Below are 26,800 nucleotides of genomic sequence, written 5' to 3'. Positions count from 1 at the left end.
TCGTATCTATTTGTTAATTAAGCACCTTCGAAGAATTCAATATCTTCGCTATCAGCTGTAAGCGTCACGATCGCTTTTTTACGGTTTGGTTTATAACCTTCATGACGGCCAAAACGACGGAATTTACCTTTTTTGTTCATTGTATTTACCTGTTCTACCTGAACATCAAAGATTTCTTCAACCGCGTTTTTGATTTGGAATTTATTAGCTTTCACGTCTACTTCAAACGTGTATTTCTTTTCATCCATCAAGTCAGCGGAGCGTTCTGTAATAACGGGTTTTTTAATCACGTCACGTGCTTCCATTATGCGAACACCTCCTCTACTTTCTTCACGGCGTCCTGTGTAATAACCAATTTGTCATGTTTAACAACGTCTAGGACGTTTAAACTGCCTGCCGTGAGGAATGTTACATTAGGAAGATTGCGCGCGGACAATCCGACGGTTTCATCGTCGTCGCCGGTAACAATCAATACCTTGGTATCAATGGAAAGAGAAGAAAGTACTTTAACCATCTCTTTCGTTTTTGGAGCCTCAAATTTCAGCTCATCAAGCACGACAAGGTCATTTTCCTGTGCTTTGCTTGCGAGTGCTGATTTGATAGCCAGACGGCGAACTTTCTTTGGAAGTTTATAGCCGTAGGATCTTGGCGTCGGCCCGAATACGATACCACCTTTCACCCATTGCGGGGAACGGATGGAACCTTGGCGGGCCCGGCCTGTGCCTTTTTGGCGCCACGGCTTGCGTCCGCCGCCGCGACGTTCGGAACGATTTTTTACCTTGTGCGTTCCTTGTCGTAACGATGCTTGCTGCATGATTACTGCGTCATACAGAACATGCTCATTTGGTTCAATACCGAATACAGTGTCTGCCAGTTCGATATCTCCTACGCGGGAACCGGTTTGGTTTAGTAAATCTACTGTTGGCATCTTGCGCCCTCCTTTCTATTATGCTTTTTCAGTGTTTGCTTTTACAGCGTTTTGTACTGTTACATAACTGCGTTTCGCACCAGGAACGTTGCCCTTAACTAAAAGTACGTTACGTTCGGTATCTACTTTAACAATCTCCAGATTTTGTACAGTAACTGTGTTGTTACCCATACGTCCAGGGAGCTTTTTGCCTTTCAATACGTGGTTAGGGTCGATAACACCCATAGCACCTGGGGCACGGTGGAAACGGGAGCCGTGCGTCATTGGTCCGCGGGATTGGTTGTGGCGCTTAATGGCGCCCTGGAAGCCTTTCCCTTTGGATTTTCCTGTGACGTCTACGATGTCTCCTTCTGCAAATGTTGCTACACTGACCTCTTGACCAACCTCGTAATCCTCTGGGTTTGTCCCGCGGATTTCTCTAACGAAGCGCTTGGGGGTCGTATTTGCTTTCTCAGCATGTCCTTTTTCCGGTTTGATTGCGCGTGCTTCTTTTTTGTCGTGGAAACCTAGCTGAATAGCTTCGTATCCATCGGACTCAGTAGTTTTCTTTTGAAGCACAACGTTTGGTTCTGCTTCAATGACCGTAACTGGAAGCAGTTCGCCGTTTTCTTTAAACAATTGCGTCATGCCGAGTTTTTTACCCAAGATTCCTTTGGCCATGAGTCACACCTCCTAATAAATTTTAGTTTTCATATATTTGTTATTATAATTTGATTTCGATATCTACACCTGACGGTAAATCTAAACGCATAAGCGAATCTACCGTTTGCGGCGTTGGCGTCAAAATGTCGATTAAACGTTTATGTGTACGCATTTCAAATTGCTCACGAGCATCTTTAAATTTGTGCGTAGCACGAAGGATTGTATAAACAGATTTCTCTGTTGGCAATGGAATCGGTCCAGAAACACCTGCACCAGAACGTTTTGCCGTGTCTACAATCTTTTCAGCGGATTGATCCAACACTCTGTGATCATACGCTTTTAAACGAATACGAATTTTTTCATTAGCTGCCATTAAAAGCCCTCCTTCTCGTCCGATTTTACAGACATACTCCGCGAAAATTTCCTCACACCTGATCATGGCAATGGACCCGGGTGTGTCAGCAACCTTCCGCATCATCGCCTGACCGTGGATGAATATAGAAGTATTTCTATGTCTCCCATGGTCACACTTCATCTATTATAGTGATCGTTCGCCTTTTACGCAAGGGTTTTTTCAAAAAATCTTTTCCGGCCTCCCCCTTTTTCTTTTTCAGCTTTCAGAGTATTTATATAGAAGAAATAAAAAACCCCTAATGCTTTTCAGCATTAGGGGAGAATAACCGGTGATTATTTTTGAATGGTAGAAACAACGCCGGCGCCAACTGTACGGCCGCCTTCACGAATAGAGAACTTGGTTCCTTCTTCGATAGCGATTGGGTTGATAAGCTCAACTGTCATTTCTACGTTATCGCCAGGCATTACCATTTCAACGCCTTCAGGCAGCTGGATGATGCCAGTTACGTCCGTCGTACGGAAGTAGAACTGCGGGCGATAGTTAGAGAAGAATGGAGTATGACGTCCACCTTCGTCTTTGGAAAGTACATAAACTTCTGCTTTGAAGTTAGTGTGTGGAGTAATCGAACCTGGCTTTGCAAGAACTTGGCCACGTTTGATGTCATCACGGGACACACCGCGGAGAAGCGCGCCAATGTTGTCGCCAGCTTCTGCATAGTCAAGAAGCTTACGGAACATTTCCACACCAGTAACCGTGGATTTACGGGAGTCTTCATCGATACCGATGATTTCAATTTCATCCCCAACGTTAAGAACGCCACGTTCAACACGGCCAGTTGCAACTGTACCACGGCCTGTAATAGAGAATACGTCCTCTACAGGCATCATGAATGGCTTGTCTTTGTCGCGGTCTGGAGTTGGAATGTAGTTGTCTACAGCTTCCATCAGTTCAAGAATTTTGTTTTCGTACTCTTGATCGCCTTCAAGGGCTTTCAGAGCAGAACCGCTGATGATTGGTACATCGTCGCCAGGGAAGTCATATTCAGACAAGAGGTCACGAACTTCCATTTCAACGAGTTCGAGAAGCTCTTCATCGTCTACCATGTCAACTTTGTTTAAGAAAACAACGATGGATGGTACACCAACCTGACGGGAAAGCAGGATGTGCTCACGAGTCTGAGGCATTGGGCCGTCAGCTGCGGAAACAACGAGAATCGCTCCGTCCATTTGAGCTGCACCGGTGATCATGTTTTTAACATAGTCCGCGTGACCTGGGCAGTCTACGTGTGCATAGTGACGGGAATCAGTTTCGTACTCTACGTGTGCAGTAGAGATCGTAATCCCACGCTCACGCTCTTCAGGTGCACCGTCGATTGCGTCATAAGCCATAGCCGTTCCGCGGGAATATTTTTTGTGAAGTACTGTTGTGATCGCAGCAGTCAAAGTTGTTTTACCATGGTCAACGTGACCGATAGTACCAATGTTCGCATGCGTTTTCGAACGGTCAAATTTTTCTTTTGCCATTATAATTGTCCTCCCTTTATTTCAGGTAATTAATGTTGTATAGCAGCCAGGCGGGCGCTGCTATCAGTAAACGCCCTACCTTAGCTTACAATAAATCGGTCGTGCATACAATCATCAAGCTGCCGGATTTTTACTGTCCTGTTGCCTGCTTGATAACATCTTCAGAAACACTTTTTGGCACTTCTTCGTAATGATCGAAGAACATGGAATACGTTCCGCGGCCCTGCGTGTTGGAACGAAGAGTCGTGGCGTAGCCAAACATCTCAGCAAGCGGTACGAACGACCGGATAACCTGAGAATTGCCTCGTGCTTCCATACCGTCCACACGGCCACGGCGGGATGTTACATCGCCCATCACGTCGCCCATGTATTCTTCTGGAACCACGATATCTACTTTCATCAATGGTTCCAGCAGTACCGGCTTACATTTTTGCTTTGCTTCACGCAGAGCCATGGAAGCTGCTACCTTAAATGCCATCTCGTTAGAGTCGACATCGTGGTAGGAACCATCAAATAGAGTAGCTTTTACGTCGATTACCGGATAACCGGCGAGCATGCCGCTTTGAAGAGAATCTTCAATACCGGCCTGCACGGAAGGTACGTATTCACGAGGTACCACACCACCGACAATTTTGTTTACAAATTCAAAGCCGGCGCCTTCTTCGTTTGGCTCAAATTTGACCCAAACGTGTCCGTACTGCCCGCGACCACCGGACTGACGTACGAATTTACCTTCGCAGTTAGCTTCCTGGCGGATTGTTTCACGATAGGATACCTGAGGGGCACCTACGGTCGCTTCTACTTTGAATTCCCGTTTTAAACGGTCAACGATGATATCAAGGTGAAGCTCACCCATACCTTTGATGATCGTTTGTCCGGTTTCTTCGTCTGTTTCCGTCTGGAAAGTAGGATCCTCTTCTGCAAGCTTTCCGAGGGCGATACTCATTTTATCATGGTCCGCCTTCGACTTCGGCTCAACAGACAAGGAAATAACCGGTTCCGGGAAGTCCATCGATTCAAGCACGATGTTGTCTTTCTCTGCCACCAATGTGTCCCCGGTGCTCGTATCCTTCAAGCCGACACCCGCTGCAATATCACCGGCATATACCGTTGAAATTTCTTCACGGGAGTTTGCGTGCATTTGAAGAATACGGCCCACGCGTTCACGTTTGTCCTTGGTGGAGTTTCTGACGTACGAGCCGGAAGTGAGTGTACCCGAGTATACACGGAAGAAAGTCAACTTGCCGACATAAGGGTCTGTGGCCACTTTAAATGCCAGCGCAGAGAATTTTCCGTTGTCGTCTGCCGGGCGCTCTTCCTCTTCTTCCGAATCCGGATATTTCCCTTTAATTGCAGGAACATCCAATGGAGATGGAAGATAATCGAGCACAGCGTCGATCATGAGCTGCACACCTTTGTTTTTAAAGGCAGAACCACAAAGTACTGGATAAAACTCAACGTTCAGCGTTCCTTTACGGATAGCCAGCTTGAGTTCTTCATTTGTAATTTCTTCCTCTTCAAGGTATTTCATCATAAGCTCTTCATCAAGCTCGGATACAGCTTCTACCAGCTTCTGGCGGTATTCCTGCGCTTGAGCCTGATATTCTTCCGGTATTTCACGGGCTTCCGCACGGGTTCCAAGATCATCGAGGTAGTAGTAAGCCTGCATCTCGATTAAATCAATAATTCCTTCAAAATCATCTTCAGCACCGATCGGAAGCTGAATTGCCTGAGCATTCGCTCCGAGACGTTCTGTCAGTGTGCTCAAGGAATAAACGAAATCCGCCCCTACCTTGTCCATCTTGTTAACAAAAACAATACGTGGAACATGGTAAGTAGTCGCCTGGCGCCATACAGTTTCTGTCTGCGGCTCCACGCCAGACTGAGCATCCAATACCGCAACAGCTCCGTCAAGCACACGCAGGGAACGTTCCACCTCTACGGTGAAGTCTACGTGACCTGGAGTGTCGATAATATTGATGCGGTGATTTTTCCATTGGGCTGTCGTCGCAGCGGAGGTAATAGTAATACCACGCTCTTGTTCCTGCGACATCCAGTCCATTTGAGAAGCACCTTCATGGGTTTCACCAATTTTATGGATACGACCCGTGTAATAAAGGATACGCTCTGTTGCTGTTGTTTTCCCAGCATCAATGTGAGCCATGATCCCGATATTACGGGTCTTTTCCAAGGAGAATTCACGTGCCATGGACTTTCTTTCTCCTTCCATTCATCAAAGTAGTATTTTCCGCAGTATTGCTTACCAGCGGTAGTGAGCAAACGCTTTGTTTGCTTCAGCCATACGATGAGTATCTTCACGACGCTTAACAGCAGATCCTGTGTTGTTGGAAGCATCAAGAATTTCATTTGCAAGACGCTCTTCCATGGTTTTCTCTCCACGAAGACGGGCGTAGCTTACGATCCAACGAAGTGCCAGAGTGGTACGACGGTCTGGTTTAACTTCGATTGGTACTTGATAGTTAGCTCCCCCTACGCGGCGGGCTTTTACTTCCAATACAGGCATAACGTTTTTCATGGCCTGATCGAAAACTTCCATCGGATCCTGACCGGAACGCTCCTGTACGAGGTTAAATGCTCTGTATAGGATATTTTGCGCTTTTCCTTTTTTACCATCATTCATTACACGGTTGATCATACGAGTAACAAGCTTGGAGTTATAAATAGGATCAGGCAGAACATCACGGCGTGGTGCTGGTCCTTTACGAGACATAAATCCTCCTCCTTTCTTTATATTATGAATTAGCTGTTATTATTTCTTTTTCTTCCCGCGCTTAGTTCCGTATTTGGAACGGCTTTGCATGCGGTTTTGTACGCCGGCAGTATCAAGGGCGCCACGAACAACGTGATAACGCACACCAGGAAGGTCCTTAACACGGCCTCCACGGATCAATACTACACTGTGCTCCTGGAGATTGTGGCCAATACCAGGAATGTATGCTGTAACCTCGATTTGGTTAGTTAGGCGAACACGTGCATACTTACGAAGAGCCGAGTTTGGCTTCTTCGGGGTAAGTGTGCCTACACGAGTACATACACCACGTTTTTGCGGAGCATTTTGATCTGTTGGGACTTTACGCAAGCTATTGTAACCTCGGTTCAACGCCGGAGAATCAGTCTTTTTAGTCTTCATCTGACGGCCTTTACGAACCAGCTGATTAATAGTTGGCATAGTTGTTTTCCTCCTTTCCGACTAAGTTATTTCAAGACCACCGTTCCAGGTGGTTCATTGATAAGCAAAATGAAAGTTTTTGCCAATGAGGTCCGAAAACCCCACCAGCAAAAACTCGTTATTGCTTTTTTAAAGCGATCGTAGCCGCTCCTACATCAATTCCGCAAGCTTTTCCAAGTTTTTTCATCGAATCGACAAACTGGATGGAAACACTGCTTTCATTTGCCGCTTTAAGAATACGCTGCTGAATTTCTACAGCTGCATCTGCTGCCACAATGATTTCGGAAGCTGTGCCATGTTCAATCGCTTTAAGCGTTTGTTTAGTTCCAATTAAAACTTCGTCAGCCTGTGTTACTTTTTCATAAGACATCATTCATCCTCCAAAGCACAGGAGCTTAACGCACCTTAGATAGCATATCACCGCGTTTTTGCGATGTCAACACTATTTCATTCCGACGAATATACTTCTTCGCCTGATTCCTGCATTTCCTGCACAGCTTCTTCCGGGACAACCTGTTCGAGGCTGCGGTAACGCTGCATACCGGTACCCGCTGGAACTAATTTCCCGATAATAACGTTCTCTTTTAAGCCTAACAGCTCGTCGCGCTTGCCACGAATTGCCGCGTCCGTAAGAATTCTTGTGGTTTCCTGGAACGAAGCAGCTGAAAGGAAGGAATCCGTTTCAAGCGATGCTTTCGTAATACCAAGAATGACCGGCTGGCCAACGGCTGGCTGATGGTGTTTTTGAAGTGCTTCGCGATTAGCTTTTTCAAACGCATGCACCTCTACCAGACTGCCAGGCAGAGCATCTGTATTACCAGAGTCGGTAATCCGGATTTTACGGAACATTTGACGAACCATCACTTCGATATGCTTGTCGCCAATTTCCACGCCCTGCATGCTGTATACCTTCTGCACTTCTTTCAGAAGATACTGCTGCACCTGGTCGAGCCCGGTTACTTTCAACAGCTCTTTCGGATCGATAGAACCTTCTGTAAGAGCCTGCCCTACTTCCACTTGGTCGCCTACTCCCACCCGGAGACGGGCGCCATATGGAGTAGTGTAGGAACGGCTTTCAAGCGGTCCCTGCACCGTCACTTCTTTCTTATCCGTCAGATCTTTCACATCGACAATTTCGCCGGAGAGTTCAGAAATGACAGCCTGCCCTTTAGGATTACGGGCTTCAACAAGCTCCTGAATACGAGGAAGACCCTGGGTGATGTCGTCCCCGGCTACGCCGCCTGTATGGAACGTACGCATGGTAAGCTGTGTGCCCGGCTCACCGATAGACTGGGCAGCAATGATCCCTACTGCTTCGCCCACTTCAACGTCGGCTCCTGTAGCAAGATTACGGCCGTAGCATTTTTTGCAGACGCCGTGGTGCGTATCGCACGTAAAGACAGAGCGGATAACAACTTTTTCGACGCCGGCTTCTTCGATAATACGGGCCGAATCTTCATTTAGAAGCTCGCCCTTTTGAGCCAATACTTCGTCTGTTTCAGGATGGCGAACTGTTTCAAAGGCTACCCGGCCGATCAGGCGGTCCTGAAGTTTTTCAATGATTTCATTACCTTCACGGAGCGTCGCTACCGAAAGCCCGCGGTCAGTGCCGCAGTCGTCTTCACGGATGATAACGTCCTGGGCCACGTCCACAAGACGACGGGTCAGATAACCCGAATCGGCAGTTTTAAGCGCTGTGTCGGCCAGACCTTTACGGGCACCGTGCGTGGAAATAAAGTATTCAAGCACCGTCAGCCCCTCACGGAAACTTGATTTGATCGGGAGTTCGATGATGCGCCCGGATGGATTGGCCATCAGTCCGCGCATTCCAGCAAGCTGCGTGAAGTTCGAGGCGTTACCACGCGCACCAGAGTCACTCATCATAAATATAGGGTTCCGTATATCAAGCGTACCCATAAGCTTGTCCTGGATAACATCCTTAGCGCCGCCCCAGATGCTGATAATTTTGTCATAGCGTTCCTCTTCGGTAATCAAACCGCGCCGGAATTGCTTCATTACCTTCGAGACCTGTTCTTCAGAATCCTCTAGTACGTCCTGCTTGTCCGGAAGTACAACAATGTCGGAAATCCCAACCGTAATCCCTGCTTTTGTAGAGTAATGGAAACCGAGATCCTTCATGCGGTCAAGCATTTTCGATGTTTCGATAATCTGGAAGTTTTTAAACACCGCTGCAATGATGTCACCCAAAAAGCCTTTTTTAAACGGCGGAATGAGTTCTCGGTTTTTAAATTCTTCTTTAACATCTGTCGTGCTTGGCACTACATATTTTTCCGGAAGCTCTTCTTCCAGGTTCAATGCTGTCGGCTCGTTCACGTAAGGGAAGGACGTTGGAAGAATTTCATTAAATATAAGCTTTCCTGGTGTCGTTAAGACGAGCTTACTCATCTCTTCTTCACTGAAGTTAGTTTTATTTAACGCACGAACCGGCAAAGCAATACGGGTATGCAGGTGCACATAGCCATTTTGATAAGCAGTGAGCACTTCTTTTATATCGTTAAAGATAGAGCCTTCACCCATGGCGTTTTCACGCTCAAGCGTCAGGTAGTAGTTTCCAAGTACCATGTCCTGGGATGGTGTAACAACTGGTTTACCATCCTTAGGGTTCAAGATATTCTGCGCTGCAAGCATAAGCACGCGGGCTTCTGCCTGCGCTTCTGCTGAAAGCGGAACGTGCACAGCCATCTGGTCCCCGTCAAAGTCGGCGTTGTACGCTGTACAAACGAGCGGGTGGAGCTTAATGGCACGACCCTCAACCAGCGTCGGTTCGAATGCCTGAATACCGAGACGGTGAAGCGTCGGTGCACGGTTCAAAAGAACTGGATGTTCACGGATAACGTCCTCAAGCACATCCCAGACTTCCGGATGCACACGCTCTACTTTCCGTTTCGCACTTTTAATGTTGTGAGCGAGGCTTCGGTTTACGAGCTCTTTCATTACAAATGGCTTGAACAGCTCAAGCGCCATTTCTTTTGGAAGTCCGCACTGATACATTTTCAGGCTCGGTCCAACCACAATAACCGAACGGCCGGAATAGTCGACACGTTTGCCGAGAAGGTTCTGACGGAACCGGCCCTGTTTCCCTTTCAGCATATGAGAAAGAGATTTTAGCGGGCGGTTGCCTGGACCTGTGACCGGACGGCCGCGGCGGCCGTTGTCAATTAAAGCATCGACAGCTTCCTGAAGCATACGCTTTTCGTTTTGCACAATGATGCTCGGTGCTCCCAGATCAAGAAGGCGTTTCAAACGATTGTTCCGGTTGATAACGCGACGGTACAGATCGTTCAGATCAGACGTGGCAAACCGGCCGCCGTCCAACTGAACCATTGGACGAATTTCCGGAGGAACAACCGGGAGAACGTCAAGGATCATCCATGCTGGATGGTTGCCGGAGTGACGGAACGCTTCAAGCACTTCCAGGCGCTTGATCGCCCGAGTACGGCGTTGGCCCTGCGCTGTTTCAAGTTCGCCTTTTAAGCCGTGCACTTCTTTTTCAAGATCAATATCCTGAAGAAGCTTGCGAATGGCTTCTGCACCCATCTGAGCGGAGAAGGTTTTGCCGTACTTATCGTAATATGCCCGGTATTCTCTTTCGGAAAGCAGCTGCTTGTATTCAAGCGGCGTTTCCCCCGGCTCCGTTACTGTATAGGAAGCAAAGTAAATAACTTCTTCGAGCGAACGCGGGGACATATCAAGGACCAGTCCCATACGGCTTGGGATACCTTTAAAGTACCAAATGTGAGATACAGGGGCTGCAAGTTCAATATGGCCCATGCGTTCCCGGCGCACTTTTGAACGAGTGACTTCTACCCCGCACCTGTCGCAGACTACGCCTTTATAGCGAATACGCTTGTATTTACCGCAGTGGCATTCCCAGTCTTTTGTCGGACCAAAAATACGCTCACAGAACAGCCCGTCTTTTTCCGGTTTTAACGTCCGGTAGTTAATCGTTTCTGGCTTTTTCACTTCACCGTGTGTCCAGGAACGAATTTTTTCCGGAGAGGCAAGTCCAATTTTCATATATTCAAAGTTATTGACGTCTATCAAGAGGTCGACCTCCCTTTCAATCTTTAAAGGTGGCATGGCTGAAAGAGGGACAAGAGGTGCCTACAAAAGCCATATAGCTTTTAATTAGACACCCCGTCTTCTCCGTTTTACCGATGAGACCTTATGCGTTTTCCGTGGACTCGATTCTAAGATTCAAGTTATCTCCGGGTTGTTCATCTTCATCATCGAGCTCTTTCATTTCGATTTCCTCTTCATTGCTCGAAAGCATTTTCACGTCCATGCCAAGGCTTTGAAGCTCTTTAATCAGAACTTTAAATGACTCGGGAACGCCAGGCTCCGGCACATTTTCCCCTTTAACAATCGCTTCGTACGTTTTCACACGGCCGACAACGTCGTCGGATTTCACCGTAAGAATTTCCTGCAGCGTATAAGCTGCTCCGTACGCTTCAAGAGCCCATACTTCCATTTCCCCGAAACGCTGGCCGCCGAACTGCGCTTTACCACCAAGCGGCTGCTGGGTAACAAGAGAGTAAGGTCCGGTTGAACGGGCGTGAAGCTTGTCGTCCACCATGTGGGCCAGTTTGATCATATACATGACCCCGACTGAAATACGGTTGTCAAAGGTTTCCCCTGTACGCCCGTCATACAATACGGTCTTTCCGTCCCGGGCGAGACCGGCTTCCTGAATCGTTTCCCAAACATCTTCTTCACGGGCACCGTCAAATACCGGTGTTGCCATGTGAAGGTTCAGGGAACGGGCCGCCATGCCCAGGTGCATTTCAAGCACCTGTCCGATATTCATACGCGAAGGCACCCCGAGAGGGTTCAGCATAAGATCAATCGGTGTTCCGTCCGGCAGGTAAGGCATATCTTCCTCTGGAAGAATACGAGAAATAACACCTTTGTTTCCGTGACGACCGGCCATTTTATCCCCTTCATGAATCTTACGCTTCTGCACGAGATATACCCGGACAAGCTGATTCACTCCCGGTGGAAGTTCATCTCCGTCTTCACGGTTAAAGATTTTTACGTCGAGTACAATGCCGTCTGCCCCGTGTGGAACACGAAGCGAAGTGTCCCGTACTTCGCGGGCTTTTTCCCCGAAGATCGCATGAAGCAGGCGCTCTTCTGCGGAAAGCTCTGTCATGCCTTTCGGCGTTACTTTCCCGACAAGAATGTCGCCATCCTTCACTTCCGCCCCGACGCGGATAATACCGCGGTCATCGAGGTCCTTCAGCGCTTCTTCCCCAACGTTTGGAATATCGCGGGTGATTTCCTCCGGTCCGAGCTTGGTATCGCGGGCTTCTGACTCGTATTCATCTACGTGAATGGAAGTGTAGACATCGTCTTTTACTACCCGTTCACTCAGGATAACGGCGTCTTCATAGTTATAGCCGTCCCAGGTCATAAAGGCAGTTAAGACGTTACGCCCCAATGCCATTTCCCCGTTATCCATCGATGGACCGTCTGCAAGGACTTCGCCTTTTTCTATACGGTCCCCGTCTTTAACGATCGGACGCTGGTTATAGCTTGTTCCCTGGTTGGAACGAACGTATTTCATCATACGATATTTATCGATATCTGTTTCTACTTCTTCTCCGTCCACATCTTCAATGCGGCGGATCCAGATTTCACGTGCGGATGCCCGCTCAACTACGCCTTTGTGACGGGCGATGATGGCGGCCCCTGAATCCTTTGCTGAAACGTATTCCATGCCGGTACCTACAAGAGGAGCTTCCGGCTCAAGAAGCGGCACTGCCTGACGCTGCATGTTCGCTCCCATCAATGCCCGGTTGGAGTCGTCATTTTCGAGGAATGGAATACACGCCGTTGCAGCAGAAACTGCCTGCTTCGGTGAAACGTCCATATAGTCGATTTTTTCTTTCGGCACGATGGTGTTGTCTCCTCGGAAACGGGCGATAACTTCATCGTCGGCAAACGTGCCGTCTTCAGCAAGTGAAGCGTTCGCCTGAGCGACTACGTAGTTATCTTCTTCATCAGCAGTAAGATAATCACACTGCTCGGTGACTACTCCCGTATCCGGGTCTACACGGCGGTAAGCTGTTTCGATAAAGCCGAACTTATTTACCTTGGCGTAGCTTGATAAAGAGTTAATCAGGCCGATGTTCGGTCCTTCCGGCGTTTCAATCGGGCACATACGCCCGTAGTGGGAGTAGTGCACGTCACGGACTTCAAAACCGGCACGTTCACGGGTCAGTCCGCCCGGTCCGAGCGCTGACAGACGGCGTTTGTGCGTCAGTTCAGCCAAAGGATTTGTCTGGTCCATAAACTGGGACAGCTGCGAGCTGCCAAAGAACTCTTTAATAGAAGCGATTACCGGACGAATATTGATAAGCGCCTGCGGCGTGATGGAGCTTGGGTCCTGGATAGACATGCGCTCACGTACCACACGTTCCATACGGGAAAGTCCGATACGGAACTGATTTTGAAGCAGTTCCCCGACAGAACGGAGACGACGATTACCCAAATGGTCAATGTCATCAGTCCGGCCGACGCCGTGAAGAAGGTTGAAGAAATAGTTTACCGAAGCAATCATGTCTTCAGGCGTAATATTCTTCGTTTCAAGATCAATGTTCCCATTACTGATTACGTTAATTTCACGGTCTTCGCCTTGACCGTCATCTGCATAAATCTTAATAGATTGTACGTCCAAATCTGCATCTTCCACCACTCCACCGGAAACGGTGTACCGTTTAAATCCAAGGTTATTTTCCAGATACGGCATGAGACGGTCCAGGGCCCGGCGGTCGAGCATCGTGCCAGCCTCAGCAATGACTTCTCCCGTTTCTGGATCAGCAAGCGTTTCTGCTAAACGCTGATTGAATAAACGATTTTGGATATGGAGCTTTTTATTCATTTTATAACGTCCGACATTTGCGAGATCATACCGTTTCGGATCAAAAAAGCGCGTGTTTAATAAGCTTTTCGCGCTATCCACCGTTGGCGGTTCCCCAGGGCGGAGACGTTCATAAATTTCGAGAAGGGCTTTTTCGCTGCCTTCAGTATTGTCTTTTTCGAGCGTATTCCGCAGGTATTGATCTTCGCCCAAAAGATCGATAATCTCTTGGTCGGAACCAAAGCCAAGTGCGCGAAGAAGCACGGTAACCGGGATTTTCCGGGTACGGTCAATACGAACGTGAACGACGTCTTTCGCATCTGTTTCAAGCTCGAGCCATGCACCGCGATTCGGAATAACAGTCGCAGTGTAGCCACGCTTGCCGTTTTTGTCTACTTTATTGTTAAAATATACGCTTGGTGAACGTACGAGCTGGGATACGATAACACGCTCAGCCCCGTTTATTACAAATGTACCTGTGTCGGTCATAAGCGGGAAATCGCCCATAAATACTTCCTGCTCTTTTACTTCGCCAGTCTCCTTGTTCATCAGGCGGACCTTGACGCGAAGTGGTGCAGAGTATGTGGCATCGCGTTCTTTTGATTCATCGATTGGATATTTTGGTTCTCCCAAATTGTAATCGATGAATTCTAGCACCAAGTTTCCGGTAAAATCTTCAATCGGCGAGATGTCCTGAAACATTTCGCGAATCCCTTCATCTAGAAACCATTGATAAGAAGCCGTCTGAATCTCAATGAGGTTGGGAAGGTCCAATACTTCATTGATTCGGGCATAGCTTCTCCGCTGGCGGTGACGTCCAAATTGAATAAGTTGACTTGACAACAGATTCACCCCTCAAATCTCGCATGATATCCGCTCGTTTTAAAACAAGCGTTTTTCCAAGGCAATTATCGGTAATATAGCTAAATAGTGATAAATGCAGAGACGCGTCGTCGTGTAGACGGACGGCTCTTTCTGCTCTGATGAATTCTTCAGCGTATCAGAACACAGAGAACAGTCCGCGTACACAAACGCCGTCGATGTAATTTTTTCACAAACCGAATAGCCAGCTTGAGAACGATGACCGCTTCTCCCTGACTCATGTTGTTCATCTTAAATGAAATTGTTTTTCCTAATACTTATTACGATCGATTCTCCCATTTCTTATTCGAATGTGTTAGAATAAGAAGGAATCAAAAGCACAAACGTTCTCATTTTAATGGATAAGCTTGCTGCAACCGTAATCCAGCTCAGCCGTGAAGTGGCATATAGAAAAGAAATGGATGATACTTCTTACGGTATCACCTGATTTAATAAGTAGAATATTGCATGTAGTTTGGTACTAATGGATACTTATACGCATTAAATTATAATACCATATCAAAACAGCACCGTCAACTTCTGATGGTGCTGTTTATTTACGCGCACGGAAAATATAATATCCTTTATTTTTTTTTACATTTTTCACAACCGGAAACAGTTCGTTAAGTTTTTCTTTCGCTGAAGGAGCCCCCTGCTTTTTCTGGATGACAATCCAACATTCACCACCCGGCCTCAATGCTTCAAAAGCTTCCTCGAACAGCTGGTGCACCACTTTCTTTCCAGCTCTGATAGGTGGGTTTGTCAAAATCGCTGCTGCCCCGCCTTCATAGGCATTGAATAGATCGCTTTCTGCGGCTTCGGCATTTTCAGCCTGATGCCGCTGAATGTTTCTTTTTGCCAATTCTACCGCGCGTTGATTGATGTCAAAAAGCAGCACATTTCGGGCCGTTTCCTTAGCAAGAGTTACTCCCACTACACCGTAACCGCAGCCAATGTCTACAATGTCTCCATCTACATCCGGCCATTCAAAGGCTTCGAGCAGCGTTTCTGTACCAAAATCCACTGTTTGTTTCGAGAAGACTCCGCTGTCTGTCACGAATGAGCAGTCTCTGCCCCTAAGCTTTGCGTGGATAACTTTTTCATCACTTGCCGCACTTGGACTTGCATGAAAATATTGTTCACCGCTCATAGCATCGCTCCGTTCTAATTATTGGAATATTATCATAGCAGGATCCAGACATTTATTGCAACAAAAAACTCATCCGCAGCTGTGCGGATGAGTTGATCGAACCCTTACTTCAATTCGATAGAAGCGCCTGCTTCTTCGAGTTGACCTTTCATTTCTTCAGCGTCTTCTTTAGATACGCCTTCTTTTAATGTTTCAGGTGCTCCGTCTACTAGTGCTTTAGCTTCTTTCAAGCCAAGACCGGTAATTTCACGGACAACTTTGATGACGTTGATTTTAGAAGAACCAGCGCTTTCGAGTACTACGTCGAATTCTGTTTGCTCTTCCTCAACGACTTCACCGCCGCCACCGCCAGCTGCTACTGGTGCAGCTGCTGTTACGCCGAATTCTTCTTCAATTGCTTTTACTAATTCGTTCAATTCCAGAACGGACATTTCCTTAATTGCATCAATCATTTCTTGATTACTCATGGATAATCCTCCTCTTAGTATTAATGTTTAACCTGTCAAAAACCCTAAATTATTAGGCGCTCTCTTCTTCTTTTTGCTCTGCCACTGCTTTTGTAGCCAGTGCGAAGTTACGGATTGGCGCCTGCATAACGCTAAGCAGCATAGCCACAAGTCCATCGTGGGATGGAAGGCTTGCCAATTCCTTGATCTGCTCCTGGGAAACAACGCTGCCTTCAATGACACCCGTTTTAATCTCCAGCGCTTCGTGATCTTTAGCGAAATTGTACAATACTTTTGCCGGTGCTACTGCGTCCTCTGTGCTTGTTGCAATAGCTGTAGGGCCTACCAGGTATTCGTTCAACTCGTCTTTCAGATTCACGTCTTCTGCCGCACGACGCGCCATTGTGTTTTTATACACTTTGAAATCAACGTCTGCTTCACGAAGCTGCGCACGTAATTCCGTAATTTCCGACACGTCCAGGCCGCGATAGTCTACCAATACGGTCGACACGCTGTCTTTCAGCTTTGCTGCGATTTCATCAACAACCGCCTGTTTTTGTTCGATAACTTTGCTCATCCGTTCCACCTCCTGCCATTCTTTATTGTTTGCCGTCCGCGACCGCAGACATTAAAAAATCTTCCTGTCTAAATTAGCAGACACGAAGACACTACTCCCGTAAAACGCTCTAAGGCGTCCAATGTATAGGAATGGTACCTCGGCAGGATAATTTAAGTGCAGTGCACTCCTGCTGTCTGCGGCAACAATATAAAATTGTTGGCTGATCCGTCATTTAGTATAAATGGAAGCAGCGTCCGGGTCAAGAGCTTTTTCAAGATCACCCGGGCGCTGCCGGCAAACAAAAATATTGCTGTTTAATTTATGCGAATTTTAACGAAGAAGTGCTTACTTTCACGCCAGGACCCATGGAAGTCGTTACAGCAACGCCTCTCATGTACGTTCCTTTAGCTGCTGCCGGCTTTGCTTTTTGAAGCGCGTCGGCAACTGTGTTGAAGTTTTCCACCAGGCTTGCAGTATCAAAAGATACTTTGCCAATTGGCGCATGGATATTACCGGACTTATCGACACGGTATTCCACTTTACCTGCTTTAATTTCTTCAACAGCTTTTGTAACGTCCATTGTCACCGTACCGGTTTTTGGATTAGGCATAAGGCCTTTCGGTCCAAGGGTACGGCCCAATTTACCTACCTGGGCCATCATGTCCGGAGTGGCTACTACTGCATCAAAGTCAAACCATCCTTGCTGCACACGGTTCACCAGATCTTCTTCTCCTACATAATCAGCGCCGGCCGCTTCTGCTTCCTGAGCTTTTTCGCCTTTAGCAAAAACGAGCACGCGCTGGCTTTTTCCTGTTCCGTTTGGAAGGACGATCGCGCCACGGATCTGCTGATCGTTTTTACGCGGGTCAATTCCAAGACGAAACGCTACTTCTACCGTTGCATCAAAATTTACGATCGATGTTTTCTTCGCAAGCTCAATCGCCTCTTCAGCATTGTACTGCTGCTCCTGGTCGATGAGCTGCGCCGCCTCGCGGTATTTTTTACCTCTTTTAGGCATTGTTTTTCCTCCTTGTTGTGGTTTAACGGTAAGACCTCCCACTAGTAAAGGTTGCGAGCCGTCCCTTCGGCAAAAGCGTCAGAGGCGTCCACACAACCTTCAGCAAGGCAAATCTTTCAATTAGTCTTCAACGTTTAAGCCCATGCTGCGGGCTGTTCCTTCAACCATACGCATTGCTGATTCAACGTCAGATGCGTTTAAATCCTGCATTTTCGTCTCAGCAATTTCACGAACCTGATCCCGGGTTACTGAACCAACTTTGTTACGGTTAGGCTCACCGGAACCGCCTTTAATGCCTGCTGCTTCTTTAAGAAGTACAGGGGCTGGCGGAGTTTTCGTAATAAAAGTGAACGAACGGTCTTCATAGACACTGATTTCTACAGGAATGATTGTTCCTGTCTGCTCTTGTGTACGAGCGTTGAATTCTTTACAGAATCCCATGATATTCACACCGGCTTGACCAAGCGCTGGGCCTACCGGTGGTGCCGGGTTCGCTTTACCAGCCGGAATTTGAAGTTTAACAACCTTCTCGACTCTTTTAGCCACGCGACACACCTCCTTCGTCCGTGATGTGGTAGCCGGATACAATGCATCCTCCCACTCATTCTAAAACACCATGTGCTTTAGGCTATGATATCTTTCAATACCAAACAGGATGATTTTATCACCTGAAACCAAAATAAGCAATGGTCAATTCATGAGAAAGAGAAAATACAAGCCGGACCTATATTTTTTCTACTTGGGTAAATTCCAGCTCAACCGGAGTTTCGCGGCCGAACATATTTACATAAACTTTGACCTTCTGTTTCTCGGCATTGATTTCTTCCACCGTTCCCGTGAAGTCGGCAAACGGCCCTTCAGTTACCTTCACCGCTTCTTTAAGTTCAAAATCAACTTCAGCCTTCGGTTCTTTCTCGCCCATTTGGCCGAGAATGGTATCTACTTCGTCCGGCAAAAGCGGCGTTGGCTTCGAGCCAGCTCCCGTAGAGCCGATAAACCCAGTTACTCCCGGGGTGTTGCGGACTACGTACCAGGAGTCATCTGTCATTACCATTTCAACGATGACATACCCGGGGAAAACCTTTTTGGAGACTGTCTTGCTTTTTCCGTTTTTGGTTTCCGTTTCTTCTTCCACCGGCACCAGTACACGGAAAATTTTATCCGTCATCCCCATGGATTCCACCCGTTTTTCCAGGTTCGTTTTTACTTTGTTTTCATAGCCCGAATAAGTATGGACTACATACCAGCTTTTTTCCATATCTAGAGTGGGAACTAAGCCCCTTCCCTCCTTTATTCCAAACGTTCAACCGTTGCTACTCCAAAAATATACGAACAAGCTCAGAAAGCCCTAAATCGATAACGGCAAAATAGATAACAAAAAAGATGACAGTCAGCACCGTGACAATTGTATATTTCGTTAGCTCTTTGCGTGTCGGCCATGTAACACGCTTCATTTCCTGTCCTACTTCTTTGAGAAAGCGGAAAGGGCTTTTTTTCGTACCCCCAGCCATGCAGCCACCTCCATCAACCGGTGTTAACGGTCATAAAATTATTAGTATGAAGTCTCATATGAAGAACAATGTATCTGCATCTGTTTCTGTATCACATGTATCATCAGGCTTCTTCCGTCCCGCTTGTTTTCAACCATTAAAAAAACAGCCGCTCCTAAGGGCTCTGCGGTCTGTTTGCTTTAGGCGCACATATATTTCTACCAATATCAATCATAAACAACTTCTGCGCTATAATCAAGGAGAAATTAACAGGCATATAAAAACCGGCGCCCCTGAGGAGCACCGGTCCTTTCATGATTTTTAATTAGCTGACTGGGCTGTGGTTTTCTTTTTTCCCGGCTTGAATGCCCTTGTGGCATCCACCGCTTCTTTCCAGCCGTCGTACAATTCTGTTCTTGTATCTTCATTAATCTGCGGCTCAAATTGCTTTTCTTTTTTCCACTGCTTTTTCACTTCTTCTTTACTGCTCCAGAAGCCAGTGGCGATCCCCGCTAAATAAGCTGCGCCCATCGCAGTTGTTTCAATCACAGCCGGACGCTCTACAGGAACGCCGACAATATCACTTTGGAACTGCATCAGAAAATCATTTGAAACCGCTCCGCCGTCAACACGAAGAGACTTCACTTCAATACCCGAATCCGTTTCCATTGCTCCGAGCACGTCTTTTGTCTGGTACGCAAGCGACTCCAGCGTTGCCCGTACAAAATGCTCTTTTTCCGTTCCACGGCTCAGGCCAAAGATGGCTCCGCGCGCTTCACTATCCCAGTAAGGGGCTCCAAGTCCTACGAAGGCCGGTACAAAATACACACCGTTCGTATCATCTACACGCTCAGCGTATTTCTGGCTGTCCGGCGAGTTTGTAAACATACGCAGGCCATCCCGGAGCCACTGAATAGCCGAGCCGGCTACGAAAATGCTTCCTTCAAGAGCGTATTCAACCTTGCCGTCAATTCCCCAGGCAATTGTAGTCAGGAGTCCGTTATTTGATGGCACTGGCTTATCTCCAGTATGCATCAGCATAAAGCAGCCGGTGCCATACGTGTTCTTTGCCATCCCTTTTTCAAAGCAGGCCTGGCCGAACAGGGCAGCGTGCTGGTCTCCCGCTACCCCTGCAATCGGAACTTCCTGGCCGAAGAAGTGGTAATCTACTGTATTGGCATATACCTCGGAAGAAGAACGCACTTCCGGAAGCATGCTCTTCGGTACGGTAAGGACGTCAAGCAGCTCATCATCCCACTGCAGATCATAAATGTTGTACATAAGCGTCCGCCCGGCGTTCGTATAGTCCGTTACATGCGCTTTTCCCCCAGAGAGCTTCCAGATCAGCCACGTATCGATGGTGCCAAATAGAAGATCTCCATTGTCTGCTTTTTCCCGCGCGCCTTCTACATTATCAAGTATCCACTTTACTTTCGTTCCCGAGAAGTACGCGTCAATCAGAAGACCGGTTTTATTTCGGAACATTTCCCCGTATCCCTGCTCGTTTAGCTCGTTGCATATATCCATTGTCTGGCGGGACTGCCATACAATTGCATTATAGACAGGACGCCCGGTGTGTTTATCCCATACAACCGCTGTCTCACGCTGATTTGTGATCCCAATTGCGTTAATTTCTTCAGCCTGGATATCATTTTCCCCAAGCACTTCTGCAAGCACCGCTAGTACAGATGTCCAAATTTCCTGGGCGTTGTGCTCTACCCAGCCAGACTTCGGAAAGTACTGCTTAAACTCTCTCTGCGCCGTGCCTACTATTTCTCCTTCTTTGTTAAAAATAATGGCACGCGAGCTCGTTGTTCCCTGATCAATTGCTAGAATGTATTTCTTCTCCATCCGCTTCATCTCCTTTTTCATATATAAGTTGTATTAGTTTTTCACTTCAGGGTTGGACATGATCGATTTCGCAGAGCGTTTGCCCATGTAGTACAAACTTCCAAGGAAAACGGCTACGACAACCGAGTAAATCATTAATGCCATTGCGCCTTCTCCCAAGAAGAATGAACGGTAAACCATCGCACCGAACACGCCACCGGCAGCCGGGGCTACTACCGGGATCCAGGCATAGGACCAGTTGGAATCTCTTTTACCCGGAATTGGCAGCAGCGCATGTGCGATACGAGGACCAAGGTCACGGGCCGGGTTGATGGCATATCCTGTGGTACCACCAAGAGAGAGGCCGATAGCGAGAATCAGAAAGCCGACAATCAGCGGATTTAATCCTTCTGTGAACTGGTTGGCCCCAATACCTAAAATACCTCCGACAAGAACAGCTGTACCGATAAACTCGCTCAGGAAATTGTTAAACCGGTTCGGAACAGCAGGGTCGGTCGAAAACACTCCAAGCTTTGTATTCGAATCCTCTGTTTCCTTCCAGTGACCGAGAAAGTGAAGATAAACTACCACGCCACCTAATGCAGCACCAATTAATTGAGCAATAATGTAGCCCGGGACCTGTGCCCACGCAAACTCTCCAACAGAAGCGAGGCCAAGCGTTACCGCCGGATTAATGTGCGCCCCGGAGAACTGTCCTACTGCATAGATGGCCATTGCCACTGCAAACCCCCAGCCAAGTGCTACAACGATCCAGCCAGCACCCTGAGCTTTGGATTTATTCAGACTTACGTTTGCGACTACGCCGCCGCCAAAGATAATAAGAATCATCGTACCGATAAGCTCCGCTAAATAAACAGACATTCTTCTTCCTCCTTTTTTATTAAAGCTTACTTATCGTCATAACGTTAGGCGGTTCGTCTTATTATTTGTTACGGCGCCACAAGACCCAGACCTTTAATCCTGGTCACTTTCCAGAAAAACGCTTTCATAACAACGGATAAAAAGTAGCATGAATCCTCGGAAGTAACCAGGAAAGCCTACAAAAAGCCGCACACGTATCCCAATGGAATGAATGGTGTGCGGCTTTCATATACTCAACCTAACGTATTAACTTAAATAAATCTTACCACCGTGAGAAAACGCTGTCAATAACTTGTCACATAATTATTTTTGACTTTTCTGAAATTAAAAAGCGTTTAAAACCCGTCTTTCAAGAGATTAACGCATTCCATTCTTCACAATTTTCGAGTTTTCGCTTGATTCGCTGAAGGGCATTATCGATCGATTTGTTCCTTCTTCCAAGCAGTCCGGACATTTCCTGATAGGAACGGCCATCGATGTAAAGCTGCAGCACCTGCTGCTCCAGTTCGCTCAGCACGCTGCCAATTTTCGTTTCCATATCCTCATGCTTTTCCCGGATGATCAGCAAATCTTCCGGACTTTTGGCGTGGGTCTCTACTAAGATATCGAGCAGAGGGCGTTCCGAGTCTTCTTCATACACTGGTTTATCCAGGGAGATATATGAGTTCAGCGGCGAATGCTTCTGTCTCGTCGCCGTCTTTATAGCTGTAATGATCTGCCTTGTAATGCATAGTTCAGCAAAGGCACGGAATGAGGATAATTTGTCTCCCCGGAAATCTCGTACAGCTTTGTACAGCCCGATCATTCCTTCTTGTATGATATCTTCATAATCTCCCCCGATGAGAAAATACGATCGCGATTTCGCCCGCACTAGATGCCGGTACTTCTCAATCAGTCGTTCTAATGCCTGGTTATCGCCTGCACGTGCAAATTCAATCAGTATTTCATCTTCGGTTCGGGTAGTTTGACGTGGTTCCGGTTTCTTGAGGTCTGTACTCAATACAATCCCTCCGCCCATGCGCGTAGTAGTATAAATATAGGAACCATTATATCGGAGTGTTCATAAGAGCGTCAACTGCCTACAGATCCCTTTTGCGCCATTTGTCGAAAATTTCTGCCATTTCTTCCGTGATAGGAAGAGTAGTCTTATGAATTGCTTTTTTTTGATTTGCGAGCTGTTCTTCAATGCCCTTTTCGACAAGCTTCGCTTCATGCCGGAGCTCCCTTGCTGATTTTCTTAAGGCTCCGCTCCCAAACGTCATTGATTGCTCCGCATAATCCGAGGTGGCTACGTGCACTCTTGTTTCCACGTTTTTTAACTCTCCGACTAATTTTTCAATACGTTCGTCGGCCGTCTCGTGTTCCTTCGTGTATACGACTTCTACGCGCTTCAGCTGATAGTTTTTTCCGATTCCTGGGACCATATGGGCATCAAAAACAATGATAACTCTCCATCCTTTATACGCCTGGTACTCCGCCATCACATCAATGAGGCGGTCCCGTGCTTCTTCCAGGTGTCCGGCACGGAGCGGCTTCAGCTCCGGCCAGTCGCCAATCACATTGTACCCATCTACGAGAAGAATGTCCTTCATGGTGTATGCCTTCCCTTCTCCTGGCGCTTGCGCAGCACTTCATACATTAGAATACCTCCGGCGACGGAAGCGTTCAAGGAAGTAACCGGACCGTGCATCGGGATCTGGATCAGGAAGTCGCAGGATTCCTTTACGAGCCGGCTCAGCCCCTTTCCTTCATTTCCAATGACCAGCGCAAGCGGCATCTCCGCCTGCATCTCCCTGTAATCAGAAGCATTTTCTGTTCCCGTCCCGGCTACCCAGAGACCTTTATCCTTTAATTCATCGAGCGTTTTATTGATGTTTGTCACCCGGACTACCGGCACATACTCTACTGCTCCCGCCGATGTTTTTACCACGGTCTGGGTCACGCCGGCCGCACGTCTTTTCGGAATGATGACGCCATGTACACCGGAGGCGTTTGCTGTTCGTATCATGGAGCCCAGATTGTGAGGATCTTCCATACCGTCCAACACGAGAAAAAATGGATCCTCGTTCTGCTTTTCTGCTGTACGGAACAAATCATCCAGTCCTGCATACTGGTAAGCAGGGACCGCAGCCGCTACTCCCTGATGGACGCCTGCATCAAGCTCATCGAGTTTTTTCTTTGAAACTTCCTGAACCGTTATCCCCTTTTTTCCTGCCAGAGCACGAATTTCCTGTGCTGCCCCTTTTTTGGAGGTGTCTGCAATCATAATTTTTTCTATTTTCCGTTCGGCTTTTAATGCTTCTATAACAGGATTTTTCCCGGCAATCCATTCCTGGCTCATAATGACCGGCCTCTTTCTTGTATTTTGTCTATCGCAAATGCAATGATTTCACTTACCCGCTCCTGCCTGCCGGCAAAATATAGATACCCAAGCACCGCTTCAAACGCAGTACTCATACGATAGGTGGCGAGATCCGCATTCTTAGGCAGGCTTCCGGATTTTGCATTTCGTCCCCGCCTGGCAACTGCTGTTTCCTCTTCAGTTAAATACCCTTCGTCCCAAATGGCCCGAAGCACTTCCGCCTGGGCCTGAGCTGATACGTAGGAGGTGGCCTGCTTATGCAGCTCCTGCGGTCGCACTTTCCCTTCCGAAATTAAATAATGGCGGATATGGGTTTCGAGCACTGCATCTCCCATATATGCAAGCGCCAAAGCGTTCAACTGTTTTTCGTCTACTTTACTATAGTTTATCATGTTATTTCCTCTTCCACCGTGTTCCCTGCGGTGTATCTTCTAATAAAATTCCATCATTCTCGAGCTGGTCCCGGATTTCATCGGCACGGGCAAAGTTTTTATTTTTCCTTGCTGCCACCCGCTCTTCGAGAAGCTTCTCGATATCTTCATCGAGCATTACTTCTTCTCTTTCCAACGAAACGCCCAGCACGCTCCCCATGTCTGTCATCGTTTCAACAATCGCGTCCAGCGAAGCAATACTCGTCTGTGGCTGCTGCATATATTTGTTTGCTTCACGGGCCAGATCAAACAGCACACTGATAGCGTTCGCTGTGTTGAAATCATCGTCCATTTCCTCCAGAAAACGAGCCTTGGCCCGTTCGGCTGCTTCCTGTCCTGCACTGCTGCCCCCGTTTACGCTTTCGCTCCGGCGGTGTTTAACATTTTCAAGCGTTGAACGCAGCCGTTCCAACCCGGCTCTTGCTGATTCAAGCAGATCGTTATCAAAGTTAATAGGATTGCGGTAGTGAGCCTGCATCATGAAAAAGCGGATTACTTCCGGGTCATGCTGTTGAATCATGTCATGCACAAGCACGAAATTACCGAGCGACTTCGACATCTTTTCGTTATTAATATTGATATAGCCGTTATGCATCCAGTAGTGAGCCATCGGTTTTCCGGTTAATGCTTCAGTCTGGGCAATTTCATTTTCATGATGGGGGAATTTTAAGTCCTGGCCGCCGGCATGGATGTCGATAGTGTCTCCCATATACTTTTTCACCATTGCAGAGCATTCAATATGCCAACCCGGGCGCCCTTCACCCCACGGGCTGTCCCAGGCAATTTCGTTTTCTTTCGCTTTTTTCCAAAGCGTGAAGTCCATCGGGTCCTCTTTCTGCTCGCCTATTTCAATCCGCGCACCCATCTGCAGATCTCCGACAGACTGCGAGGAAAGCTTCCCGTATTCCTTGAATTTCTTCGTACGATAATACACATCACCGTTTGATTCATAAGCAAATCCTTTTGCGATCAGCTGTTCGATGAATTCAACCATTTCTTCTACGGTTTCAGTTGCCCGTGGATGAAGATCCGCTTTTTCCACTCCGAGTGATTCGATGTCTTCAAGGTACGTATCGATAAAACGGTTAGCAAGCGTCGGTACTTCTTCATTCATTTCCTGGGCAGCTTTAATAATCTTGTCGTCCACGTCAGTAAAGTTCGACACATAGTACACGTTGTAACCACGGTAGCTCAAATAGCGGCGGACGGCATCAAAAACAATAGCAGGACGTGCATTACCGATATGAATGTAGTTGTACACGGTCGGCCCGCAAACGTACATCGTAATCCGGTCCGGGTCTATCGGCTGAAACGGCTCTTTTTTATTGGTTAATGAATTGTATATATGAATGGCCATTACTGCTCTCTTCCTTTCACCGATTGTTCATTGTCTGCATTTTCGTGTTCCGGGAGTCGTTCTTTCAGCATTTCGATTTCCGCTTCGAGTGAACGAATCTTGTCTGCCACCGGGTCCGGAAGATTCTGATGGTCCAGGGAGTTTCTGTTGATTTTGACCCCGTCCTGAACGACCACCTTCCCTGGAATGCCAACAACCGTTGAATTTGGCGGCACTTCGTTTAATACGACCGAGCCTGCGCCGATGCGGGAGTGTTTTCCAATCGTCATGGAACCGAGCACCTTGGCGCCGCTTGCGATCAATACATGGTCTTCAATCGTCGGGTGCCGTTTGCCTTTTTCCTTGCCCGTACCGCCTAAAGTGACGCCCTGGAAAATCGTGACGTTATCACCAATTTCACACGTTTCTCCGATCACGACCCCCATGCCATGGTCGATAAACAGCCGTTCACCAACCACAGCGCCAGGATGAATTTCGATCCCGGTGATAAAACGGCTGAGCTGTGAAATTACACGTGAAAAGAAAAACATTTTTTTCTTCCACAGCCAATGGGCGAAACGATGAGACCATACAGCGTGTACGCCTGCATACGTGAAGACCACTTCGAGACGGTTCCGTGCCGCCGGATCCTGGTCAAACACGACGTCCAAATCATTTTTCAGCGTTTTCCACATGGTGCTTCCCCACTTTCTATGCCTGCTCTCAAGCTCTCATATTTATATGCTTAGTATATCAATAAAAAAAGCATCTCTGTGCGAATTCGCACAGAGACGCTTTTAAAGCGCGTTTCCACTCTGCTTAAGCGCCGGAGCCGGCACTTCTCTTTTCTGCCGTAACGGGGCACACCGCCGCTGCCTACTATGTTCAGCAGCGGGCTCCAGGAGGCATTTCAA

Annotated in this window: 26 protein-coding genes and 2 other annotated features (1 of these 28 only partly in view); all 26 genes read right to left on the bottom strand. The window is 47.5% G+C overall.

Annotated elements, in window-relative coordinates; translation table 11 throughout:
- Window positions 1–17: 17 nt before the first annotated feature.
- Entirely contained in the window at window positions 18–305 is a 288-nt protein-coding gene (gene rplW, locus ACTTK6_RS12895) for a 50S ribosomal protein L23 (protein WP_079475107.1), read from the bottom strand.
- Window positions 305–928, bottom strand: coding sequence for a 50S ribosomal protein L4 (gene rplD, locus ACTTK6_RS12890; RefSeq protein ID WP_079475106.1), 624 nt, complete (start codon window positions 926–928; stop codon window positions 305–307). The genes rplW and rplD overlap by 1 nt, the downstream gene beginning before the upstream one ends.
- Before the next feature lie 18 nt (window positions 929–946).
- Window positions 947–1,588, bottom strand: a complete 642-nt coding sequence (gene rplC, locus ACTTK6_RS12885; protein WP_079475105.1) for a 50S ribosomal protein L3 — start codon at window positions 1,586–1,588, stop codon at window positions 947–949.
- A gap of 43 nt (window positions 1,589–1,631) precedes the next feature.
- Window positions 1,632–1,943: a 30S ribosomal protein S10 gene (gene rpsJ, locus ACTTK6_RS12880; RefSeq protein WP_027847395.1), complete on the bottom strand. Its 312-nt coding sequence runs from the start codon at window positions 1,941–1,943 to the stop codon at window positions 1,632–1,634.
- Between the two features lie 314 nt (window positions 1,944–2,257).
- Window positions 2,258–3,448: an elongation factor Tu gene (gene tuf, locus ACTTK6_RS12875; RefSeq protein WP_079475104.1), complete on the bottom strand. Its 1,191-nt coding sequence runs from the start codon at window positions 3,446–3,448 to the stop codon at window positions 2,258–2,260.
- Window positions 3,449–3,578: 130 nt separating this feature from the next.
- Window positions 3,579–5,657, bottom strand: a complete 2,079-nt coding sequence (gene fusA, locus ACTTK6_RS12870; RefSeq protein ID WP_079475103.1) for an elongation factor G — start codon at window positions 5,655–5,657, stop codon at window positions 3,579–3,581.
- 51 nt (window positions 5,658–5,708) lie between these two features.
- On the bottom strand, window positions 5,709–6,179 hold the full coding sequence (gene rpsG / locus ACTTK6_RS12865) for a 30S ribosomal protein S7 (protein ID WP_079475102.1): 471 nt from the start codon (window positions 6,177–6,179) through the stop codon (window positions 5,709–5,711).
- A gap of 39 nt (window positions 6,180–6,218) precedes the next feature.
- On the bottom strand, window positions 6,219–6,638 hold the full coding sequence (gene rpsL / locus ACTTK6_RS12860; RefSeq protein ID WP_022794463.1) for a 30S ribosomal protein S12: 420 nt from the start codon (window positions 6,636–6,638) through the stop codon (window positions 6,219–6,221).
- A 118-nt stretch (window positions 6,639–6,756) separates the two neighbouring features.
- Window positions 6,757–7,008, bottom strand: a complete 252-nt coding sequence (locus ACTTK6_RS12855) for a 50S ribosomal protein L7ae-like protein (RefSeq protein WP_079475101.1) — start codon at window positions 7,006–7,008, stop codon at window positions 6,757–6,759.
- A gap of 77 nt (window positions 7,009–7,085) precedes the next feature.
- Window positions 7,086–10,703, bottom strand: coding sequence for a DNA-directed RNA polymerase subunit beta' (gene rpoC, locus ACTTK6_RS12850; protein ID WP_079475100.1), 3,618 nt, complete (start codon window positions 10,701–10,703; stop codon window positions 7,086–7,088).
- 121 nt (window positions 10,704–10,824) lie between these two features.
- Window positions 10,825–14,364, bottom strand: coding sequence for a DNA-directed RNA polymerase subunit beta (gene rpoB, locus ACTTK6_RS12845; RefSeq protein ID WP_079475099.1), 3,540 nt, complete (start codon window positions 14,362–14,364; stop codon window positions 10,825–10,827).
- 571 nt (window positions 14,365–14,935) lie between these two features.
- Entirely contained in the window at window positions 14,936–15,532 is a 597-nt protein-coding gene (locus tag ACTTK6_RS12840; RefSeq protein ID WP_462833613.1) for a class I SAM-dependent methyltransferase, read from the bottom strand.
- 104 nt (window positions 15,533–15,636) lie between these two features.
- Entirely contained in the window at window positions 15,637–15,999 is a 363-nt protein-coding gene (rplL, locus tag ACTTK6_RS12835) for a 50S ribosomal protein L7/L12 (RefSeq protein WP_079475097.1), read from the bottom strand.
- Between the two features lie 52 nt (window positions 16,000–16,051).
- Window positions 16,052–16,555, bottom strand: a complete 504-nt coding sequence (rplJ, locus tag ACTTK6_RS12830) for a 50S ribosomal protein L10 (RefSeq protein ID WP_462833612.1) — start codon at window positions 16,553–16,555, stop codon at window positions 16,052–16,054.
- Between the two features lie 44 nt (window positions 16,556–16,599).
- Window positions 16,600–16,755, bottom strand: a sequence feature (ribosomal protein L10 leader region).
- A 101-nt stretch (window positions 16,756–16,856) separates the two neighbouring features.
- Entirely contained in the window at window positions 16,857–17,555 is a 699-nt protein-coding gene (gene rplA / locus ACTTK6_RS12825; RefSeq protein WP_022794456.1) for a 50S ribosomal protein L1, read from the bottom strand.
- Between the two features lie 120 nt (window positions 17,556–17,675).
- A complete protein-coding gene (rplK, locus tag ACTTK6_RS12820) occupies window positions 17,676–18,101 on the bottom strand; it encodes a 50S ribosomal protein L11 (RefSeq protein ID WP_079475095.1) in 426 nt (141 codons plus the stop codon).
- 178 nt (window positions 18,102–18,279) lie between these two features.
- On the bottom strand, window positions 18,280–18,813 hold the full coding sequence (nusG, locus tag ACTTK6_RS12815) for a transcription termination/antitermination protein NusG (RefSeq protein ID WP_022794454.1): 534 nt from the start codon (window positions 18,811–18,813) through the stop codon (window positions 18,280–18,282).
- Window positions 18,814–18,868: 55 nt separating this feature from the next.
- Complete coding sequence (secE, locus tag ACTTK6_RS12810; RefSeq protein ID WP_462833611.1) at window positions 18,869–19,066, bottom strand: preprotein translocase subunit SecE; 198 nt, start codon at window positions 19,064–19,066, stop codon at window positions 18,869–18,871.
- Window positions 19,067–19,366: 300 nt separating this feature from the next.
- Window positions 19,367–20,896 carry a glycerol kinase GlpK gene (gene glpK, locus ACTTK6_RS12805; protein ID WP_079475094.1) on the bottom strand — a complete coding sequence of 510 codons (1,530 nt, stop codon included), beginning with the start codon at window positions 20,894–20,896 and terminating at the stop codon, window positions 19,367–19,369.
- A gap of 33 nt (window positions 20,897–20,929) precedes the next feature.
- On the bottom strand, window positions 20,930–21,757 hold the full coding sequence (locus tag ACTTK6_RS12800) for an MIP/aquaporin family protein (protein ID WP_079475093.1): 828 nt from the start codon (window positions 21,755–21,757) through the stop codon (window positions 20,930–20,932).
- Between the two features lie 349 nt (window positions 21,758–22,106).
- Window positions 22,107–22,757, bottom strand: a complete 651-nt coding sequence (sigH, locus tag ACTTK6_RS12795) for an RNA polymerase sporulation sigma factor SigH (RefSeq protein WP_371862279.1) — start codon at window positions 22,755–22,757, stop codon at window positions 22,107–22,109.
- 79 nt (window positions 22,758–22,836) lie between these two features.
- The gene (locus ACTTK6_RS12790) at window positions 22,837–23,349 is read right to left on the bottom strand and encodes an NYN domain-containing protein (RefSeq protein WP_079475091.1); all 513 of its coding nucleotides are present in this window, start codon (window positions 23,347–23,349) and stop codon (window positions 22,837–22,839) included.
- Window positions 23,346–24,098 (bottom strand): 23S rRNA (guanosine(2251)-2'-O)-methyltransferase RlmB, encoded by a 753-nt coding sequence (gene rlmB, locus ACTTK6_RS12785; protein WP_462833609.1) that lies wholly within the window; start codon window positions 24,096–24,098, stop codon window positions 23,346–23,348. The genes ACTTK6_RS12790 and rlmB overlap by 4 nt, the downstream gene beginning before the upstream one ends.
- Complete coding sequence (locus ACTTK6_RS12780; RefSeq protein WP_079475089.1) at window positions 24,095–24,511, bottom strand: Mini-ribonuclease 3; 417 nt, start codon at window positions 24,509–24,511, stop codon at window positions 24,095–24,097. Before ACTTK6_RS12780 ends, rlmB begins: the two co-directional genes overlap by 4 nt.
- 1 nt (window position 24,512) lies before the next feature.
- The gene (gene cysS / locus ACTTK6_RS12775; protein ID WP_094908837.1) at window positions 24,513–25,907 is read right to left on the bottom strand and encodes a cysteine--tRNA ligase; all 1,395 of its coding nucleotides are present in this window, start codon (window positions 25,905–25,907) and stop codon (window positions 24,513–24,515) included.
- Window positions 25,907–26,581, bottom strand: coding sequence for a serine O-acetyltransferase EpsC (gene epsC / locus ACTTK6_RS12770; protein WP_079475087.1), 675 nt, complete (start codon window positions 26,579–26,581; stop codon window positions 25,907–25,909). The genes cysS and epsC overlap by 1 nt, the downstream gene beginning before the upstream one ends.
- Window positions 26,582–26,670: 89 nt before the next feature.
- Window positions 26,671–26,800 (bottom strand) — a binding site (T-box leader); it runs 88 nt beyond the window's last position.

The sequence above is a fragment of the Marinococcus salis genome, from assembly GCF_054971365.1.
The sequence above is the reverse complement of the archived record's forward strand: the minus strand, read 5'-3'. Positions and strand labels throughout refer to the sequence as shown.

Coding starts and splice junctions, on each gene's coding strand:
- nusG (WP_022794454.1), bottom strand. CDS start 18,813: ATGGAAAAAAGCTGGTATGTAGTCCATACTTATTCGGGCTATGAAAAC.
- rplC (WP_079475105.1), bottom strand. CDS start 1,588: ATGGCCAAAGGAATCTTGGGTAAAAAACTCGGCATGACGCAATTGTTT.
- ACTTK6_RS12790 (WP_079475091.1), bottom strand. CDS start 23,349: ATGAAGGACATTCTTCTCGTAGATGGGTACAATGTGATTGGCGACTGG.
- cysS (WP_094908837.1), bottom strand. CDS start 25,907: ATGGCCATTCATATATACAATTCATTAACCAATAAAAAAGAGCCGTTT.
- fusA (WP_079475103.1), bottom strand. CDS start 5,657: ATGGCACGTGAATTCTCCTTGGAAAAGACCCGTAATATCGGGATCATG.
- rplJ (WP_462833612.1), bottom strand. CDS start 16,555: ATGAGCAAAGTTATCGAACAAAAACAGGCGGTTGTTGATGAAATCGCA.
- rpsG (WP_079475102.1), bottom strand. CDS start 6,179: ATGTCTCGTAAAGGACCAGCACCACGCCGTGATGTTCTGCCTGATCCT.
- rpsL (WP_022794463.1), bottom strand. CDS start 6,638: ATGCCAACTATTAATCAGCTGGTTCGTAAAGGCCGTCAGATGAAGACT.
- ACTTK6_RS12855 (WP_079475101.1), bottom strand. CDS start 7,008: ATGTCTTATGAAAAAGTAACACAGGCTGACGAAGTTTTAATTGGAACT.
- glpK (WP_079475094.1), bottom strand. CDS start 20,896: ATGGAGAAGAAATACATTCTAGCAATTGATCAGGGAACAACGAGCTCG.
- tuf (WP_079475104.1), bottom strand. CDS start 3,448: ATGGCAAAAGAAAAATTTGACCGTTCGAAAACGCATGCGAACATTGGT.
- rplW (WP_079475107.1), bottom strand. CDS start 305: ATGGAAGCACGTGACGTGATTAAAAAACCCGTTATTACAGAACGCTCC.
- rplD (WP_079475106.1), bottom strand. CDS start 928: ATGCCAACAGTAGATTTACTAAACCAAACCGGTTCCCGCGTAGGAGAT.
- rplA (WP_022794456.1), bottom strand. CDS start 17,555: ATGCCTAAAAGAGGTAAAAAATACCGCGAGGCGGCGCAGCTCATCGAC.
- ACTTK6_RS12800 (WP_079475093.1), bottom strand. CDS start 21,757: ATGTCTGTTTATTTAGCGGAGCTTATCGGTACGATGATTCTTATTATC.
- rplL (WP_079475097.1), bottom strand. CDS start 15,999: ATGAGTAATCAAGAAATGATTGATGCAATTAAGGAAATGTCCGTTCTG.
- secE (WP_462833611.1), bottom strand. CDS start 19,066: ATGGCTGGGGGTACGAAAAAAAGCCCTTTCCGCTTTCTCAAAGAAGTA.
- ACTTK6_RS12780 (WP_079475089.1), bottom strand. CDS start 24,511: ATGATAAACTATAGTAAAGTAGACGAAAAACAGTTGAACGCTTTGGCG.
- epsC (WP_079475087.1), bottom strand. CDS start 26,581: ATGTGGAAAACGCTGAAAAATGATTTGGACGTCGTGTTTGACCAGGAT.
- rlmB (WP_462833609.1), bottom strand. CDS start 24,098: ATGAGCCAGGAATGGATTGCCGGGAAAAATCCTGTTATAGAAGCATTA.
- ACTTK6_RS12840 (WP_462833613.1), bottom strand. CDS start 15,532: ATGAGCGGTGAACAATATTTTCATGCAAGTCCAAGTGCGGCAAGTGAT.
- rpsJ (WP_027847395.1), bottom strand. CDS start 1,943: ATGGCAGCTAATGAAAAAATTCGTATTCGTTTAAAAGCGTATGATCAC.